General features: G+C 50.4%; 11 protein-coding genes. All 11 read left to right on the top strand.

The window, feature by feature from the left end:
• The first annotated feature begins 65 nt into the window (after positions 1-65).
• The 11 genes from ACSYSY_RS01755 (at position 66) to rpoC (ending at position 19,851) form a co-directional block, all read left to right on the top strand.
• A complete protein-coding gene (locus ACSYSY_RS01755) occupies positions 66-800 on the top strand; it encodes a response regulator transcription factor (protein WP_491707625.1) in 735 nt (244 codons plus the stop codon).
• Positions 787-2,241 (top strand): sensor histidine kinase, encoded by a 1,455-nt coding sequence (locus tag ACSYSY_RS01760; RefSeq protein WP_491707626.1) that lies wholly within the window; start codon positions 787-789, stop codon positions 2,239-2,241. Before ACSYSY_RS01755 ends, ACSYSY_RS01760 begins: the two co-directional genes overlap by 14 nt.
• A gap of 148 nt (positions 2,242-2,389) precedes the next feature.
• Entirely contained in the window at positions 2,390-5,590 is a 3,201-nt protein-coding gene (locus ACSYSY_RS01765) for an efflux RND transporter permease subunit (RefSeq protein ID WP_491707627.1), read from the top strand.
• Entirely contained in the window at positions 5,587-6,975 is a 1,389-nt protein-coding gene (locus tag ACSYSY_RS01770) for an efflux RND transporter periplasmic adaptor subunit (protein ID WP_491707628.1), read from the top strand. The genes ACSYSY_RS01765 and ACSYSY_RS01770 overlap by 4 nt, the downstream gene beginning before the upstream one ends.
• Complete coding sequence (locus ACSYSY_RS01775; RefSeq protein ID WP_491707629.1) at positions 6,972-8,558, top strand: efflux transporter outer membrane subunit; 1,587 nt, start codon at positions 6,972-6,974, stop codon at positions 8,556-8,558. Before ACSYSY_RS01770 ends, ACSYSY_RS01775 begins: the two co-directional genes overlap by 4 nt.
• Before the next feature lie 107 nt (positions 8,559-8,665).
• A complete protein-coding gene (gene rplK, locus ACSYSY_RS01780) occupies positions 8,666-9,100 on the top strand; it encodes a 50S ribosomal protein L11 (protein ID WP_491707630.1) in 435 nt (144 codons plus the stop codon).
• 4 nt (positions 9,101-9,104) lie between these two features.
• Positions 9,105-9,797, top strand: coding sequence for a 50S ribosomal protein L1 (rplA, locus tag ACSYSY_RS01785; RefSeq protein WP_491707631.1), 693 nt, complete (start codon positions 9,105-9,107; stop codon positions 9,795-9,797).
• A gap of 281 nt (positions 9,798-10,078) precedes the next feature.
• Positions 10,079-10,603 carry a 50S ribosomal protein L10 gene (rplJ, locus tag ACSYSY_RS01790; protein ID WP_491708197.1) on the top strand — a complete coding sequence of 175 codons (525 nt, stop codon included), beginning with the start codon at positions 10,079-10,081 and terminating at the stop codon, positions 10,601-10,603.
• A gap of 64 nt (positions 10,604-10,667) precedes the next feature.
• Complete coding sequence (gene rplL / locus ACSYSY_RS01795; RefSeq protein WP_491707632.1) at positions 10,668-11,042, top strand: 50S ribosomal protein L7/L12; 375 nt, start codon at positions 10,668-10,670, stop codon at positions 11,040-11,042.
• Positions 11,043-11,282: 240 nt separating this feature from the next.
• Positions 11,283-15,452 carry a DNA-directed RNA polymerase subunit beta gene (rpoB, locus tag ACSYSY_RS01800; RefSeq protein WP_491707633.1) on the top strand — a complete coding sequence of 1,390 codons (4,170 nt, stop codon included), beginning with the start codon at positions 11,283-11,285 and terminating at the stop codon, positions 15,450-15,452.
• Positions 15,453-15,534: 82 nt separating this feature from the next.
• A complete protein-coding gene (rpoC, locus tag ACSYSY_RS01805; RefSeq protein ID WP_491707634.1) occupies positions 15,535-19,851 on the top strand; it encodes a DNA-directed RNA polymerase subunit beta' in 4,317 nt (1,438 codons plus the stop codon).
• Positions 19,852-20,021 lie beyond the last annotated feature (170 nt).

Below are 20,021 nucleotides of genomic sequence, written 5' to 3' on the forward strand. Positions count from 1 at the left end.
ACCCGGTAAGAGCTACAGACGTCCATAAGCCTGTTTACGGTTCCAAAGAGGTGAAAGAAGGAAAAATGGATAAAACGTTGTGCGAGACAATAAACCTCTCTGAAGGTCGTAGCAAAGGTAAAACCAGTTTGTTACTGGTAGAGGACGATAGCGAGCTGGCCGCTGAAATCAAGGCGGATATGGAAGAGCGCGGCTATTATGTCGAACACGCGACTTCTGGCACTCAGGGGTTGGAATTGGCGCGTGAGAATCCTTATAATCTCATGATTATTGACCGCATGCTTCCCGGAATGGACGGTCTGACGGTTGTTGCGACCCTTAGAAATGAGGGTGTGACAATGCCTGTATTGGTTCTTTCAGCCCTCTCAGCGGTTGATGACCGGGTGACGGGTCTGAAAGCGGGGGGCGATGATTATCTGACCAAACCCTTTGCTCCGGAAGAGCTTGCTGTGAGGCTGGAAGTCCTCCTGCGCAGACCATTGACAGACCCCCGTCAGACCATTCTGCAGGTTGGCCCGCTCAAAATGGACCTTATCGAACGCAAGGTCTGGCGTGACCAGCGTGAGCTTGAACTTCTGCCGCGTGAATTCCGGCTTCTGGAATATCTGATGCGCCGCCCTGATACGGTCGTGACACGCTCAATGTTGCTGGAAGAAGTGTGGAATTATCGTTTTACGCCTCAGACCAATCTCGTGGATGTGCATATCGGGAAATTGCGACGGAAGGTGGATGGGGAAAATGAAATTCCCTTGATCAAAAGCATCAGAGGGGTTGGGTTCAGTCTGAATGTTACGCCGTAACCCCTTTCGGACCCAGGCCTTTCGTTTTGCTGTTATACTTGTCGGTGTCGTCATACTGGGAATGGCCATACAGCTTTTTATTATCTACGAACAGGTAAAATCCAACGAAGATGAGGTGTCATACGGTTTGTTACACCGTACGGCTCAGCTGCTTCTTCAGGATCGTCAGGGAGAGTTAGAGGAAAAAGTCAGGGATCGCAGCAGGAACGTTTTACAGGTGACTCTGAATGGAGCTGCGATTTTTGATCAGGACAGGCATTATATTGCAGGCGATATTTATCATTGGCCCCGTAAAATGCGTGTGTCTCCACAGGTACAGACCATAAATTTCCATTCCGGGGATGGCAGGATATCGCGGATGCATGTCCTGGTTGTGCCGATAGACAACGCAAAAAAGCCTCGTTATCTGGTTCTGGCACAAAGTGACCTGATTGGGCGGAATTTTTCTCACATCGTGGCTCACCTGGCCGTGTTGTCCATGTTGCCCGTCATTATCATAGCGCTCCTTTCCGCCTTTCTGGTCAGTCAGCGCATTCTCAAGCGTGTCGAGCGTATTCACGATACGATCAGACATATTATGAATGGTAACTGGCAGGAACGCCTGACGGTAGGCAAAGACCGTGACGGGTTGGAATATATTGCCGCAACGGTTAATCAGATGCTTGACCGTCTTGAGCGGTTAATGCAGGCCGTGCGTCATGTTGGCAATGATATTGCTCATGATTTGCGGACGCCTCTTGCGCGTCTTCAGGCCAGAATGGCACGCTTGTCCGAATTGCCGGATCTGCCTCTTCCCTATGAAATTAAAAGATTTAACAGAGCCCTTGAGCGCAACAGAGCCGATATTGGTCAGTGTCTGACCATGATCAAGGCCCTGCTGAGAATTGCCGAAATTGAAAGCAGTCGCCGTCGTGAGGGTTTTGCAGAGCTTGATGTCGTCTCTCTTATTGTCGATATTGCTGATCTTTATGAGCCGATTGCCGAGAATAAAAATGTCTCACTGACGGTGATGATTCCTTTTAAGGAACGCAGGATTTATGCGGATCTTGATCTTCTTAATGAGGTTATGGCCAATCTTGTTGATAATGCCATAAAATTCACGCCCCCAGGGGGAGAGGTCTGCATTGCTCTGGGTGAAGATGTGACTCATCACACATGGATCGAAGTGCGTGACACGGGAACAGGCATTGCAGAGGAAGAGAGAGGGGCTGTCCTGAACAGATTTTATCGCACAGATAAAACCCGCATGATCCCCGGTCATGGTCTTGGACTGAGTCTTGTTATGGCGATTGTGGATCTGCATGATGCCACATTGGAGATTAACCATAACGTCTATAACCAGAATGCCAAAGGCACTATTTTCAGAGTTGTGTTTCCTCTCCTTTGGGATGAGGAGACTACAGTGTCTCAGGAGCGTGTGAAAAAACTTAAAACCTTTTAATAATAAAGAGGATACCACTGAGGGGGATAGTGCCTTATATCAAAAGGTTTATGAGATAAGAGGTCATCCTTCGGGAAAAATACGTGTGAAAATTTCAATTCCAGAATTTTGTATAATGATTACCTCCTTATGTGAGGTTGTGTAGACAATGAAAGCGATTGTTATTACCGCTTTAAAGCGGCCATATACTTTTGTTGTTCTATCTATTTTTATCGTTATTTTCGGTGTTAAAGCGATTATTACGACACCGACTGATGTGTTTCCCAGTATTCGCATTCCTGTTGTGGCGGCTATCTGGTCCTATACGGGCCTGATGCCTGAAGAGATGTCGGGACGTATTGTTTATTACTACGAGCGTGCTTTAACAGCGACGGTCGCCAATATTGAACATATTGAAAGTGATTCCTATTACGGCCGTGGTATCGTCAAAATCTTTTTCCAGCCCGGGACAGATTCCTCTGTTGCCCAGACGCAGATCACGTCAGTTTCCCAGACGGTTATCAAACAATTGCCAACAGGCGCTACGCCGCCACTGATTTTGGCAATGGATGCGTCATCAATTCCGGTATTGACGCTGCAGGTCAATAATCCAAAGATGTCTGCCTCCGAAGTTTATAATATGGCCATGAACCTGATCAGGCCGGAGCTTGTTTCTGTCGCAGGGGCTGCCATTCCGCACCCTTATGGGGGACAGGCGGCAAATATCATGGTGGATCTGGATCCCCTCAAACTTCTGGCACACAGGGTCTCACCACAGGATGTTTCAGCGGCCTTGAACCGGCAGAATATCGTCCTGCCAGCGGGGGATCAGCGTATTGGTGCGCTCGATTTGATGGTGCGGACCAATTCTGCCCCAATGGATCTTCAGGCCTTTAATGATATGCCGATTAAACAGGTCGGTAATGCCGTCGTTTATCTGCGGGATGTCGCCTGGGTTCATAAAGGAGGGCCCCCTCAGACAAATGCCGTGCTTGTACGGGGCAAGCAGGCTGTGATGATGGTTATTCTCAAAAGCGGTGATGCCTCGACACTTTCTGTTGTCAGTGGAATCAAGAAACTTCTGCCGCAGGTTGAAAGAACCCTGCCCGAAGGTACGACCCTGAGTGTGCTCACTGATGCGTCGGAATTTGTGAGAGAGTCTATCATTGACGTTGTGCGTGAGATGGTCATGGCCGCAATCCTGACAAGCCTCACAGTGCTTCTTTTCCTGGGGTCATGGCGTTCAACCGTCATCGTGGCCACGTCAATTCCATTGGCTATTCTCTCTGCCCTGATCGGTCTTTCCCTGGCTGGTCAGTCCATCAATGTCATGACGCTGGGTGGCCTTGCTCTTGCCGTCGGTATTCTGGTTGATGATGCAACCGTGATGATCGAGAATATCGATGCTCATATTCATATGGGCAAAGAGCTGGAGCCAGCCATCATTGATGCCGCTAATCAGATTGTCGTGCCGACCTTTGTCTCGACGACGTGTATCTGTATTGTCTGGTTGCCGCTTTTTGAACTGACGGGTATATCCGGTTGGCTGTTCATGCCGATGGCTGAAGCGATTATCTTTGCCATGGTTGCGTCTTTTATACTGTCCCGCACTCTTGTCCCGACGATGGCACAGTGGCTTTTATCCGCTCAGATGGCTCATGGTGTTCATGGGGAAGGGCAAGACCAGCGTAGAAGTCTGGCACAGCGTTTCCAAAAGGGTTTTGAAGCTAGTTTTGAAAAATTCAGACATCATTATCAGTCTCTATTAATGGTTCTTGTGGGCATAAGAGGGCGTTTTATTCTCTTGTTTCTGGGTGTTTCACTGGCTTCGACAGGTTTGCTGTTTTTCGCAGGGCAGAATTTTTTCCCTGAAATCAAATCCGGCACACTGCAATTTCATATGAGGGCCCCTATCGGAACCCGCCTTGAAGAAACGGCGAAAATCAATGGGCTGGTGGAAAAGCAGATCCGTCAGCTTTTGCCGGGGCAGGTTGAAACAGTTGTCAATAATTGCGGGTTGCCCGCCAGCCAGTTGAATCAGGCCATGCTCCCGACACCTACGGTCGGCACACAGGATTGCGACGTTACGGTCCAGCTGAAAAACCCGGAAAGTCCCATTCCCGAATATCGTCGTATCGTCCGCGCAGGATTAAGGGAGTCTTTTCCGGGAACATCGATTACGTTTCAGCCGGGGGATTTGACAGCAAAAATTCTTAATTTCGGTCTGCCTGCGCCAATTGATGTTCAGATTGTAGGGACCAATCTGCAGGAAAATTATGCGTTTGCCGTGAAAATCGCGAGCAAAATGCGTCATATTCCTGGGATAACGGACGTTTCTGTTCAGGAACCCATGACCCAACCGACCCTGAAAGTCAGTGCACGTCGGAGTTTTGCGCTAGGGACCGGTATTACGGAAAGAGATATCGCTTCGAATATGCTTATTGCCCTTTCCGGCAGTTCGCAGGTAGGTCAGACCTATTACCTGAGTCCTCAAGGTGTTTCCCAGCTGATTGATGTGCAGATGCCTGCCCGCTACCTGCAGGGGATGAATCAGCTTGAGATGATTCCTGTTGATAAAGGTGATGGTAACCCTAAAGGGCAGACTATGCAGATTTTAGGAGGGCTCAGCGATATCACCCCGACGGGAACGCCGGCAGAAGTCTCACATTATAATATCATGCCTGTTTTCAATATTTATGCCTCTCCTGAGAATATTGATCTCGGGACCGTATCTCGTGCTGTGAAAAGGCTGGTCAAAAAGGAAAATAAAAACCTCCCTCGTGGGGCGACCATGACGGTTAGAGGGCAGGCTGTCACCATGAGTAGTGCCTATAGTCAGCTCATTGGTGGTCTGGCTCTTTCCATTGCGCTTGTCTATTTGATTATTGTTGTGAATTTTCAGTCCTGGCTGGATCCTTTTGTGATTATCATGGCTCTTCCGGGCGCACTCGCCGGTATTTCATGGAGCCTGTTTCTGACGCATACAACCTTGTCTGTTCCCGCTTTGACGGGGGCCATCATGTGTATGGGAACGGCCACAGCCAATGCCATCCTGGTCGTGGCATTTGCCCGTGAAAGGCTGGATGTGCACGGAGATGCGCTCAAAGCCGCTGTAGAGGCGGGATATGAACGTATCAGACCGGTTCTCATGACGGCTCTGGCTATGATGATCGGTATGATTCCCATGTCCATCAGTAATTCTGATAATGCGCCTCTGGGTAAGGCTGTCATTGGTGGCCTGATGGTGGCGACGGTCGCAACTCTCCTGCTGGTGCCATGCGTTTTTGCATGGTTACATCATAAAGAAACAACACCTGAAAATTCCTCCCTCAATGCGGAAGGGCTGCACTCAGAAAGGGAAAACGCGTGAAGTCAGTTCATCATTCCAAAGCCGGTTCCTCGCGCGTTCGTATCCGTATCATCCTGCTCTGTATTTTACTGATTGCGCTATCGCTTGCGGGCTGGGGGATTGCTCAGAGAAGCATCCATAGTCACAATCTGGTGGTGGAAACCGAAGACGCTTCCATTCCAAGAGTGGCGCTGATCTCCCCGCAGCATGGTCCTACAACACGGACTGTGCGCCTGCCGGCAAATCTGGCAGCCTGGTATGAGGCGCCTATTTACGCCCAGGTCTCAGGCTACGTTAAAATGTGGTACAAAGATTATGGCGCCCACGTCAAAAAAGGGGACGTTCTGGCAGAGATCAGCACGCCAAGTCTGGACGCGCAATATGCAGCGGCCAAAGCACATTATGATGTGGTAATGGCCCGTTACAAACTGGCCCTGATCACATCGGAACGTTGGAGTGCCCTGAAAAGCACCCAGGCCGTTTCCCGTCAGGAAGTTGACGTCCAGATTGCCAATGCTGCTGCCCAGAAAGCAGAGCTTGAGGCAGCCGCTCATGACGTTGAGCGTTTTCAGGCTCTGGAAAACTTTAAGAAAATTGTCGCTCCTTTTGATGGGATCGTGACCTCACGACTGGTGAATGTTGGTGATTATGTCAATGGGGAGGGGGGTAACCTCAACTCACGGGGTGGCGTTGCTGAGCTTTTTTCAGTAGCGGACGTTCATAAGATCCGTGTGTTTGTGTCTGTCCCGCAGGATTATGCGAGCGTTATTTCGCCTAAAATCAGTGCGGATCTGACTGTGCCGCAATATCCCGGACGTATTTTCCATGCAAGATTTCTGGCAACAGCCAAGGCCTTCAATGCGGGAACCCGCACTGTTACGACGGAACTATGCCTGGATAACCCGGAAGGTATGTTGTGGCCTAATTCCTATGCAACGGCAAAGATTATGGCACCGGGAGATCCTTCCATTCTGATTGTGCCGTCTGGTGCCCTGATTTTCAGGGCGCAGGGAACCCAGCTTGCCAAAGTGGTCGGAAATCACGTCCATTTGGAGAAGGTCGAAACAGGTATCAATTTCGGCACAACTCTTCAGATTTTAAGCGGGATTAAAACGACAGACAAAATTGTCGCTAACCCGACGGCCGATCTCCTGGAGGGTGATCAGGTCAAGATCGTCCCGACGACGCATGGTTATAATTCTCATGCTGCAGCCGTGCCAAAGCCGCTCAAGAATAAAACACCCGGTGATATGCGGCGGGCTGCTGCGGCTTCTCCCGAAGATACGATCGCTGATGAGGATAAAAAACCTTCCGACAAGGATGAATCCGCGCCTGCCGGAGAGGGTGCACAAGCTGGAAAAGAGACGGCTGGGGGAACTGTTCCAGGGCAGAAGCAGCTGCCATGATGCCTTCTCTTAAACATAAACGGTTGGCGGCCTTATTATTTGCGTCTGTTTCCATGGGGCTGACCTCATGTGATCTGACGCCTTCCTATAAACTGCCTCACTATATTTATCCTGAGGGCTGGGCCGGTAAAGGGATTATGCAGAATGCCCAGCCGGCAGATTCTGATCCCAGAGGCCGTTGGTGGACCGTGTTGAAAGATCCGCTTCTCGACCAGTTTGAGGAAAGGATGCTTGCAACGAACCCTGACCTGCAAGCGGCCGCTGAAAGTTTCACGCAGGCGAGAGATGTTGCCCGTGAAAGTGAAAGCAGGCTTTATCCCCAATTCACGGGTTCGGGGAAAATGAGTAAGAATAAAGCCTCAACCGGGCGTTTATTCCACCGTGAAAACGGGAACTCCATTACCTATGAGTCGAATGAAGCTTATAGCGGTGCGGCAACATGGGAGCCCGATTTCTGGGATTCAATTCGTAATTCAACGAGGTTGGAAAAAAATCTGGCCCAGGCCAGCGCTGCTGATTACGCTCTGACGCGTCTTTCCCTTCAGGCAGAGCTTGCTAGTGATTATGTGGCCTTGCGTGGACTTGATGCCCAATTGTCCGTTTATGAAGATTCCATCCGCTACTTCCAGGCTGCGGTTGAAATTACCCGTATGCGGCAAGGGGGAGCCATCGGGGCAGGGTTGGACGTTTCCCGCGCGGAAAACCAGCTTTACTCGGCACAGGCGGAGCATGATCGTGTGCAGGCTGCCCGTGATGTGATGGAACATGCGATCGCCATACTTCTTAATACAGTGCCGGCTGCCTTTCATATCAAACCTGTTAAAGGCGCTCACCTGAATTTTGATGTGATGGCCGTTCAAGCAGGATTGCCCTCCACTTTATTGGAGCGTCGGCCCGATATTGCTTCAGCTGAGCGGCATATGGCCGCAGCGTCGCGAGCGATCGGGGTGTCCCGTGCGGCTTTCTATCCCCATATCACCTTCAGTGCGACAGGTGGCTTTGAAGATGGTGGCTTTGATCTGGCCAGTATTTCCAAAGCGTTCTGGAGTATAGCGGTTCAGGCGGTTGAGCCTGTTTTTACGGGTGGGTTGCGCAGAGCGGCGCTTCAGAGAGCCTGGGCGCAATATCGCCAAAGTGTTGATGATTACAGAAGTGTCGTCTTAAGTGCCTTTGGTGAAGTGGAGGACGGCCTGAGCCAGATCCGGCTTTTCCATCAGGAACAGATTCATCAGCATCAGGCTGTTGATGCGGCCTTGAGAACACAGAGTATGACGATGGCCCTTTATACAGGCGGCCTGTCCAACTATCTTGATGCCCTTGTGGCCCAACAGGATGCTCTTCTGGCGCGCTTGCAGGAAGTCAAGGCCCAGACCTCACAGATCCAGGCAGGAATCAGGCTGATCCGTGCACTTGGCGGCGGCTGGAATAAGAAACAATTGCCCGCAATCAAGGAAATTGATCCCTTTGGTCCTCTGCAATATGAGAACCTTGACCATCCGAAAACGGTCGGTGGTGTGGAAAGTCAGACCAGAGAGGATGTTAATAACCTTTCCACCCGAACGGTGGCAGGACATAAATCTTGACAGATCCTTTATTCTCATATAGGCGCAGTCATACATCGAACGTGGGAGGGGGATTCTGTCCTCTGTCAAGACCACGGTTCGGGAACAGATAACAGGGAGTCCCGGATATGGCCAAAAAAATCGTTGGCTACATCAAATTGCAAATTCCGGCCGGTAAGGCCAATCCTTCCCCTCCAGTGGGTCCAGCTCTCGGTCAGCGTGGTCTGAACATCATGCAGTTCTGCAAAGAGTTCAACGCCAAAACGCAGACTCTTGAGCCAGGTATGCCGATTCCAGTTGTTATTACGGCCTATGCGGACCGTACTTTCAGCTTTATTACGAAGACGCCACCCAACACATATTTCCTTCTGAAAGCTGCCAAGATTTCCAAAGGCAGCCAGACAGTTGGCAAGTCTGCTTCTGTCGGTTCTGTCAAGATTTCCCAGCTGCGTGAAATCGCTGAGACGAAGTTTAAAGACATGAACGCCAATGATATTGACGGGGCTGTGCGCATGCTTGCCGGTTCTGCCAAATCAATGGGTATTGACGTGGTGGAGGGCTAAGTCCATGGCAAAAGATAAGCGTTTGGCAGCAATCCGTGCGACAATCGACGCCAATAAAAATTATGCCGTTGGCGAAGCTGTTGCGCTCGTAAAAAAGAATGCAACCGCCAAGTTTGACGAAACTGTTGAAATTTCCCTGAATCTGGGAATTGACCCTCGTCACGCTGACCAGATGGTTCGTGGACTGGTTTCTCTTCCTCATGGAACAGGTAAAACCATCCGTGTGGGCGTTTTTGCTCGTGGTGCCAAAGCTGAAGAAGCTCAGGCAGCCGGTGCTGACGTTGTTGGTGCAGAAGACCTTGCCGAGAAAATTCAGGCTGGTGAAATCGATTTCGATCGCTGCATTGCAACACCAGACATGATGGCTCTGGTCGGTCGTCTGGGTAAAGTGCTTGGTCCACGTGGACTTATGCCTAACCCTCGCCTCGGTACAGTCACCATGGACGTTAAATCTGCGATCGAAGCAGCAAAGTCCGGTCAGGTTGAATATCGCGCTGAGAAAGCTGGTATCGTGCATGCTGGTATCGGTAAGGCTTCCTTCACTGAAGAGCAGCTTGCTGACAATCTGAAAGCTTTTGTTGGGGCTGTTCAGAAAGCACGTCCAACAGGCGCTAAAGGAACGTATCTGAAAAAGGCTTCCCTGACATCCACAATGGGTGCAGGTGTGGCTCTGGACGTTTCCGGTCTGGAAGGTTAATCAGGGGTCATCCCTGATAAAGAGATCGTTACTCTTCGGAGTGACGTCAGGGGCAGGAAACTGCCCCATTCCTGTCCAAGAGCGTACGTAAAACCCTGTTAAAGGGTTTTCTAAGGGTCGAAAGATCGCGGACGTCAGATAGGTGGAAACCGTTTTGTACTTGATAGTGCTTTTTGCGGATTTCCCTTGTTATGGACAGGCGAGCGGGTTGAACTTTGAGTGATCAGAGGCAACCTATGGGTAATCCGGTCTGTGAAAACAGGCCAACGAGGAGACAGGTTTTGGACCGTACGGAAAAACGGGCCTTTGTTGACTTCCTCGCAAAGGTGTTTGGCAGCGCAAACATTGTAATCGTGACCGAAAATAAAGGTCTTACGGTTGCTGATGTTACTGAGCTTCGTCGCAACATCCGCGCGGTGGGAGCCTCCTACAAGGTCGCGAAAAACCGGCTGGTCAGCCGTGCTCTGGATGGGACCCCATTCGACAGTATTGCTCCATTGCTGAAAGGCCCGACTGCACTTTCGTGGTCAGATGAGCCTGTGGCAGTGGCTAAAGCATTGGTCGAGTTCGCCAAGAAAAATGAGAAGCTCGTCATTCTCGGTGGTGCAATTGGCGGTCAGGCACTTAGTGTCGAAGCCGTTAAAGCCCTTGCCGAGCTGCCGTCGCTTGATGAACTGCGTGCACAGCTGGTGGGTATGATTAATACACCTGCCACACGCATCGCTGGTATCACTCAGGCTCCGGCTGGTCAGCTTGCTCGTGTTCTTGGTGCCTATGCCAGAACCGGCGGGACAGAAGCCGCTTAAACACAATCTTTGCCTTCCTTGCGGAGGGTAATAATAGATTTATTGCATTATTAAGGAAACTAACATGGCCGACTTGGCAAAATTGGTTGACGAACTGTCAGCCCTGACCGTTCTCGAAGCTGCTGAACTCTCCAAGCTTCTCGAAGAGAAATGGGGCGTTTCTGCTGCTGCTCCTGTTGCAGTTGCTGCTGCTGCTCCTGCTGCTGGTGGCGAAGCTGCTGCTGACAAAACAGAATTCGACGTTATCCTCGCTAAATCTGGCGACAAGAAAATCAACGTCATTAAAGAAGTCCGTGGCATCACAGGTCTTGGCCTGAAAGAAGCTAAAGACCTCGTTGAAGGCGCTCCTAAAACTCTTAAAGAGGGCGTTTCCAAGGACGAAGCTGAGAAAATCAAAAAAGTTCTTGAAGAAAACGGCGCTACAGTCGAAATTAAATAAATCTCGGACAGAGGGCATTCTGTTAAAGAATGTCCAATGGAACGAAAAACAGGCGGGTGCTGGAATCAGCGCCCGCTTTGTTGCCGTTTGCAGAGAAAGTGCTTATATAAGTACTTCTTTGAATTTTTGTGTTTAGGAACCAGAGCCAGTCGTTCAAGTCGTCTGACAAAGGACAGCGTCTCTCATGGCGGGTGACGTACAGGCAGGCGACTCGGAGGTCTGGTGCAGAGGCAGGAAGAGATGAACGCAATTACGAAATCGTTCACAGGTCGTAAAAGAATTCGCAAAAGCTTTGGGCGCATTCCCGAGATTGCGCCCATGCCCAATTTGATAGATGTGCAACGCGCTTCCTATGAAGCGTTTCTGCAGATGAATGTGCGTCCTGACAGCCGCCGGATGGAAGGTCTTCAGGAAGTATTCAGTTCTGTCTTTCCTGTGCATGATTTTGCAGGGAAGGGGCGTCTTGATTTCATTAATTATGAATTCGAGGAGCCTAAATATGACGTTGAGGAATGTATTCAACGGGGTCTGACTTATTCAGCGCCGCTGAAGGTCGTCCTGCGTCTGACGACATGGGATATTGATGAGGATACGGGGACACGTTCCATTCGTGACCTGAAAGAACAGCCAGTCTATATGGGCGATATGCCCCTGATGACTGAGAATGGCACGTTCATCATCAATGGCACAGAACGTGTGATCGTTTCTCAGATGCACCGTAGTCCGGGTGTATTCTTTGATCACGATAAGGGTAAAACCCATTCATCAGGTAAATTCCTGTTCGCTGCCCGCATTATTCCTTACCGTGGTTCATGGCTCGATTTCGAATTTGATTCGAAAGACATTATTCATGTCCGTATCGATCGGAAGCGCAAGCTGCCGGTTACGACCCTGCTTTATGCAATGCAGGGCGCAAATTACCTGAATATGGCAGAGGAAAAACGCCTTGAAGGTGGAGACGTCGAGGCGCTCGAAGTTTCCGGTATGGATGAAGACGAAATCCTTGCCAACTTCTACGGCGTAGTACCCTTTACTCGCATGGGTGAAGACTGGGCCCGTCCTTTCGAGCCGGATGCTTTTCGTGGCCTGAAACTGCTCAGTCCTCTGGTGGATGCTGATACAGGTGAGATCGTCGCTGAGGCTGAAACAAAGCTGACGGCACGTACCGTTCGTAAAATCGCTGAAAACACCAAAATTGTTCGTGTTGGTCGTCTGGATGTTATCGGGCGTTATATCGCGCGTGATCTGGTGAATGAACAAACAGGTGAGATTTACGCTGAAGCTGGTGAGGAGCTGACAGAAGAGCTTCTCGAAACACTTGAAGCGCTCGGTATTACAGATCTTCCAACGCTTGCTATTGATAGCATGCATGGTCCATGGATCCGTAACACCATGATGGCTGATAAAAATCATTCACGTGAAGAAGCGCTGATTGATATCTACCGGATTATGCGTCCGGGTGAGCCGCCGACCCGTGAAACGGCCGAAGCCATGCTTCATGGTCTTTTCTTTGACTCAGATCGTTATGATCTTTCAGCCGTTGGTCGCGTTAAGATGAATATGCGTCTTGATGTGGAGGTGGATGATTCCTACCGCACTTTGCGTAAGGAAGATATTATCCGCACGATCAAGATTCTCTGTGATCTGAAAGACGGGCGCGGACAGGTTGACGATATTGATAACCTTGGTAACCGTCGTGTCCGTTCTGTCGGCGAGTTGATGGAAAACCAGTATCGCATTGGTCTGCTTCGTATGGAGCGCGCTATTCGTGAGCGTATGGGGTCAGTTGATATTGATACGGTCATGCCTCATGATTTGATCAATGCAAAACCAGCGGCAGCTGCTGTGCGTGAGTTCTTTGGTTCATCTCAGCTCAGCCAGTTCATGGATCAGACGAATCCCCTCTCTGAAGTAACGCATAAACGTCGTCTTTCAGCGCTTGGTCCAGGCGGTCTGACACGTGAGCGTGCAGGGTTTGAGGTGCGTGACGTTCATCCAACGCATTATGGTCGTATCTGCCCGATTGAGACGCCTGAAGGGCCGAATATTGGTCTGATCAACTCTCTGGCGACCTACGCCAAGGTCAATAAGTACGGCTTTATCGAGACACCTTACCGCCTGGTTAAGGATGGCGTGTTGCAGGATGGGTGGAAATACCTGTCTGCCATGGAAGAAGAAAAGCTCGTCGTCGCACAGGCTGATGCCAAACTGGACGGTATGCGCCTGACAGATGATCTTGTGACCGTGCGTCAGCAGGGTGACTTCCGTCTGGTGCCGCCTGAGCAGGTTACAGCCTGTGACGTGTCACCCAAACAGCTTGTCTCTGTTGCTGCAGCGCTTATTCCGTTCCTTGAGAACGACGATGCGAACCGTGCTCTCATGGGCTCGAACATGCAACGTCAGGCTGTGCCGTTGCTGAAGGCGGATGCGCCTTTGGTTGGTACCGGTATGGAAGCCGCTGTTGCCCATGATTCTGGTGCGACAATTATCGCCAAACGCGGTGGTATTGTTGACCAGCTTGATGGTGCCCGTATCGTCGTCCGTGCGACAGATGAGAATGGCGCAACGCTTGGTGTTGATATTTACCGTCTGCGTAAATATATGCGCTCCAATCAGTCAACCTGTCTGAATCAGCGTCCTCTGGTTAAAGTAGGGGATCGGGTTGCAGCTGGTGACATCATCGCTGATGGTCCTTCCACAGAGCTGGGTGAACTGGCGCTGGGGCGCAACGTGCTCGTCGCGTTTATGCCCTGGAATGGTTATAACTACGAAGACTCAATTCTGATTTCTGAGCGTATTGCCCGTGACGACGTCTTTACTTCAATTCATATTGAAGAATTTGAAGTCATGGCCCGTGATACCAAGCTGGGTCAGGAAGAAATCACGCGTGATATTCCCAATGTTGGTGAAGAAGCGCTGAGAAATCTTGACGAAGCCGGGATTGTTTATGTCGGTGCTGAAGTTAATCCGGGTGATATTCTCATCGGGAAAGTAACGCCAAAGGGTGAAAGCCCGATGACGCCGGAAGAAAAACTTCTGCGCGCAATCTTTGGTGAAAAAGCCTCTGACGTTCGTGATACATCCCTGAAGCTTCCTCCTGGAACAAGTGGTACGGTTGTTGACGTTCGTGTGTTCTCTCGTCGTGGTGTCGATAAAGACGAACGCGCAATGGCTATTGAGCGTGCTGAGATCGAACATCTGGCAAAAGACCGTGACGATGAACGTTATATTCAGGAAAGAAGTTTCTATAACCGCCTGAAAGAGCGTTTGACAGGGCAGGTCGCTGCTGCGGGCTTTAAAGGTCTGAAGTCCGGCACCGAGATCACGATGCAGGTTCTTGCGGATATTCCCCGTGGTGGCTGGCGTAATATCCCGGTTGCAGATGCGGCTGTTACAGCTGAACTTGAGACCCTTTGTCGCGAGTTTGACAGCGCGATGCGCCGGATCAATACGCGTTTTGATAATAAGGTCGAAAAACTTCAGCGTGGTGATGAACTGCCACCTGGTGTGATGAAAATGGTCAAGGTCTTTATTGCCGTGAAGCGTAAGCTTCAGCCTGGTGATAAAATGGCCGGTCGTCACGGAAACAAAGGTGTGGTTTCACGCGTGGTTCCTGTCGAAGATATGCCGTTCCTTGAAAATGGTCAGGCTGTTGATCTTGTTCTCAATCCGCTCGGTGTGCCTTCACGTATGAATGTCGGGCAGATTCTGGAAACACATCTCGGCTGGGCCTGCGCTAATATTGGTCAGAACATCGGTGAGATGGTTGATGAATATCAGCGCACAGGTGAGCGCCGTCAGGAGCTGCTTGATCGCCTGAAGGAAGTCTATGGTGAGCGTGTCTATAATGATGACATTGCGACTCTTTCCAATGATCAGCTGATTGAGCTCTGTGAGAACCTTCGCAAAGGTGTGCCTATTGCAACACCAGTGTTTGATGGTGCGTCAATTCCTGATATCGAGCAGATGCTTGAAAAAGCAGGCGTTGATAAATCAGGCCAGTCACAGCTGATTGACGGACGTACAGGGGAGCCTTTTGAGCGTAAAACAACGGTCGGCTACATTTATATGCTGAAGTTGCATCACCTTGTTGATGATAAAATTCACGCTCGTTCGATTGGTCCTTACTCGCTGGTTACCCAGCAGCCTCTGGGTGGTAAGGCTCAGTTCGGTGGTCAGCGCTTTGGTGAGATGGAAGTGTGGGCACTTGAAGCTTACGGCGCTGCCTACACATTGCAGGAAATGTTAACGGTTAAATCCGATGACGTTTCCGGCCGCACAAAGGTCTATGAAGCGATTGTCCGTGAGCAGGATGATTTTGAGGCCGGGATACCAGAGAGCTTTAACGTGCTTGTTAAAGAGTTGAAGTCACTCGGTCTGAATGTTGAACTTGAGCAGGGAGCATCGTAAGACCGGTGCTTTCAGCTTTCTCTCTACAGTTCTCTTTTAACGTGCCGGCGGGACGCCGTCTGGCACAGCGGGGTTTCGGTGCATGAACGAACTCATGAAGATTTTGGGGCAATCTGGTCAGTCCGTTTCTTTTGACCAGATCAGGATTCAGCTTGCTTCAAGCGAGCAGATTCGTTCCTGGTCTTACGGCGAGATCAAAAAGCCGGAAACGATTAATTACCGTACGTTCAAGCCTGAGCGTGATGGGCTGTTCTGTGCGCGTATCTTTGGTCCTACCAAGGATTATGAGTGCCTGTGCGGTAAATATAAGCGGATGAAATTCCGTGGTATCGTTTGTGAAAAATGCGGTGTTGAAGTCACTCTGGCCAAGGTGCGTCGTGAGCGCATGGGTCATATTGAGCTGGCCTCTCCAGTAGCGCATATCTGGTTCCTGAAATCACTGCCAAGCCGTATTGCAACGATGCTTGACCTTCCTCTGAAGGATGTTGAACCAGTACTTTATTTCGAGAAATTCCTTGTTCTCGATAAAGGTGTTTACGAGTCAGACGAGATCGAGTCTTATAAACTCGGCAAACGTCGTGACCAGTATCTTCTTGATGAAGTGCGTTGTGAAGAGCTGCTTGATACCTATCCTGATGCCGGGATTGAAGTCGGTATCGGGGCAGAAGCCATCAAGCGTGCCCTTGCAAGCTATGACTGGGGTATTCCAAACGCTCAGGAACGCGAGTTAAGCGCAGCAGCCAAAGAACGTGGTGAGCCCGATCCTTTCGATTATGACGCAGAAGTCATGGAAGGGGATTCCGAAAAAACCATCATGCGCAAGAAATTGCGTAAGGCGACCTCTGAGGCAGCGCGTAAAAAGCTGGTCAAGCGCCTTAAAATGGTGGAATCCTTCGTCGAGAGCGGGGCTCATCCTGAATGGATGATCCTGGATATCGTTCCGGTTATTCCCCCGGAATTGCGTCCACTTGTGCCTCTGGATGGCGGCCGTTTTGCGACTTCCGACCTGAACGACCTTTATCGTCGTGTTATTAATCGTAATAACCGTCTGAAACGCCTGATCGAACTGCGCGCGCCTGACATTATTGTCCGTAACGAAAAGCGCATGCTGCAGGAAGCTGTTGATGCGTTGTTTGATAACGGCCGTCGCGGTCGTGCGATTACGGGTGCCAATAAGCGTCCACTGAAATCTCTTTCAGATATGCTGAAAGGAAAGCAGGGCCGTTTCCGTCAGAACCTGCTGGGTAAACGCGTTGACTATTCAGGCCGTTCCGTGATCGTGGTCGGGCCTGAGCTGAAATTGCATCAGTGTGGTCTGCCCAAGAAAATGGCGCTTGAGCTTTTCAAGCCGTTTATTTACTCCAAACTGGAGAAATATGGCCACGCGACAACCATTAAAGCTGCAAAGCGTATGGTTGAAAAAGAGCGTCCGGAAGTCTGGGATATTCTCGAAGAGGTTATTTCCGAACATCCTGTGATGCTCAACCGCGCGCCAACGCTTCACCGTCTGGGGATTCAGGCGTTTGAACCTATTCTGGTTGAAGGGAAGGCCATTCAGCTTCATCCGCTGGTTTGTACCGCTTTTAACGCGGACTTTGACGGCGACCAGATGGCTGTTCACGTGCCATTATCTCTGGAAGCGCAGCTTGAAGCACGCGTGCTGATGATGTCCACCAATAACATCCTCAGCCCTGCCAATGGTAAGCCGATTATCGTTCCATCTCAGGATATCGTCCTTGGGCTTTATTATCTGAGCCTGGAAGTGCCGGAATATGCTCTGACTCCAGATGAGCCCGAGATTAAAGACGGCAAGATTGTTAAAGCAGGACCTCCTGCATTTGGTAGTGTTGCTGAAATTGAGTCTGCCATTGCATCCGGTGTTCTGAAGCTGCATGACAAGATCCGTCTGCGTATGGATACGGTTGACGAAAACGGTCAGGAAATTCGCAAGACCTTTGTCACAACACCAGGTCGTGCGCTGATTGCGCAGGTTCTTCCTCAGCACGCAGCCATTCCTTTCAGCCTGATCAATAAACAGCTGACGAAAAAGAACGTCTCAGACGTGATTGATGCGGTTTACCGTCATTGCGGTCAGAAAGAAGCGGTTATCTTCTGTGATCGTCTGATGGCTCTCGGATTCCGTCATGCTGCCAAGGCGGGGATCTCCTTCGGTAAGGACGATATGATCGTTCCAGCCGAAAAGGCTGTTCTGGTTGATCGTACAGCGGCAGAGGTTAAAGAGTTTGAGCAGCAATATCAGGAAGGTCTGATTACTGCTGGCGAGCGCTATAACAAGGTTGTTGACGCTTGGTCACGTTGCACGGATGAAGTGCAGGCTGCGATGCTGAAAGAAATTTCCAAGCAGGTGATCGGTAAACCAACCAATTCTGTGTGGATGATGAGCCATTCCGGGGCTCGTGGGTCGCCGGCACAGATGAAACAGCTTGCTGGTATGCGTGGCCTGATGGTGAAGCCGTCGGGTGAGATTATTGAGCAGCCGATTATCGCAAACTTTAAAGAAGGTTTGTCGGTCCTTGACTACTTTACGTCTACTCACGGTGCTCGTAAGGGGCTTGCTGATACAGCGCTTAAAACAGCTAACTCCGGTTATCTGACGCGTCGTCTCGTTGATGTTGCCCAGGACTGCATTATTACTGAAGAAGATTGCGGTACAGAACGCGGTCTGACAGTTCGTGCTGTCATGGATAGTGGCGAAGTGGTTTCTTCACTTTCTGAAAGAACACTTGGCCGCACATTGGCGCGCGATGTCCATCATCCTGCAACGGGCGAGCTTCTTCTGGAGCGCAACACACTTCTTTCCGAAGCTGATGTTGAGATTCTGGAAAATGCCAATGTTGAAAGCGTTGAAATCCGCTCCGTGCTGACCTGTGAAAGCCGCGTTGGTATTTGCGGTCGTTGCTATGGTCGTGATCTGGCACGCGGCACACCGGTCAATATCGGTGAGGCTGTTGGTGTTATTGCGGCACAGTCCATCGGTGAGCCTGGTACTCAGCTGACAATGCGTACCTTCCATATTGGTGGTGCCGCGACACGTGGTGCAGAGCAATCCATGGTAGAGGCGCTTCGTGATGGTATTGTGAGAATCAATAACTTCAACGTTGTTGAGAACTCACAAAAAGTTCCCGTCGTCATGTCAAGAAACTGCGAAATTCTGCTTCTTGATGAGAACGACGTCGAACGCGCTCGTTACCGCGTGCCTTACGGTGCCCGTTTGATGGTGTCTGAAGGTCAGCAGGTGACACGTGGCCAAAAAATGGCCGAGTGGGATCCATACACATTGCCGATCATCACTGAGCAGTCAGGAACGGTTGAATATCTCGACCTGATCGACTCTATTACGCTTGTCGAGCGTATGGACGAGGTGACTGGTCTGACATCCCGCGTGGTGGTGGACTATAAGCAGTCTTCCAAAGGTGTTGACCTGCGTCCACGTCTTCAGTTGAAAGACGAGAAGGGCAATGTGGTTCATCTCGCTAATGGCAATGAAGCTCGCTACTTCCTGTCTCCAGATAGTATTCTGTCTGTTGAAAATGGTGCGACGGTTCATGCTGGTGACGTGCTTGCCCGTATTCCTCGTGAAGGTTCCAAGACCCGCGATATTACAGGTGGTCTGCCACGTGTGGCGGAGCTCTTCGAGGCACGTCGTCCTAAAGACCATGCGATTATTGCCGAAGGTGATGGACGCGTTGAGTTCGGTAAGGATTATAAAGCCAAGCGCAGCATTATCGTGAAAAACGATGAGACTGGCGAGGAAACAAGCTATCTGATCCCGAAAGGTAAGCATATTTCCGTGCAGGAAGGTGACTTTGTCCGCAAGGGGGATCCGCTTGTTGATGGTCCTCGCGTTCCACATGATATTCTGAAAGTCATGGGCGTAGAGGCATTGTCCGACTACCTCGTTAACGAGATTCAGGATGTCTACCGACTGCAGGGTGTGAAGATCAATGACAAACATATTGAAGTCATTGTTCGTCAGATGTTGCAGAAAGTGGAAATCACAGAGCCAGGGGATACGACCTATCTGATTGGTGAGACTGTTGATCGTGTTGAGTATGAGAGAGAGAACGAGGACATGCTGGCAAACGGGCGTACCCCTGCGCAGGCAATCCCGGTTCTGCAGGGGATTACCAAAGCCTCGCTGCAGACAAACTCCTTCATCTCTGCGGCTTCCTTCCAGGAGACCACACGTGTTCTGACCGAAGCGGCAACGTCCGGCAAGGTTGATTCACTGGGTGGCCTGAAAGAAAACGTTATTGTCGGTCGTCTGATCCCAGCGGGGACGGGTGGCACAATGCGGCGTTTGAGAGCGATTGCAGCTTCACAGGCTCAGTCACAAATCACGCAGACATCTTCAGAGATTGAGGATGCTGCTGAGTAATCTGTGTGAGTTAAAGCCTCTCTTTCTGCGAGAGAGGCTTGACTTCAGGGGCGTGCCCTTTTAGGGTCCGCACGAAAGACGATTCCTTTATAGCGTTATTTATAAAGGAATCGCTCACAGGTTAACAAATCGTGCCCGAATCTACGCTTTCCTTTTCTTGAGGAAAGAGG

It is taken from the genome of Aristophania sp. ESL1100 (assembly GCF_058511235.1).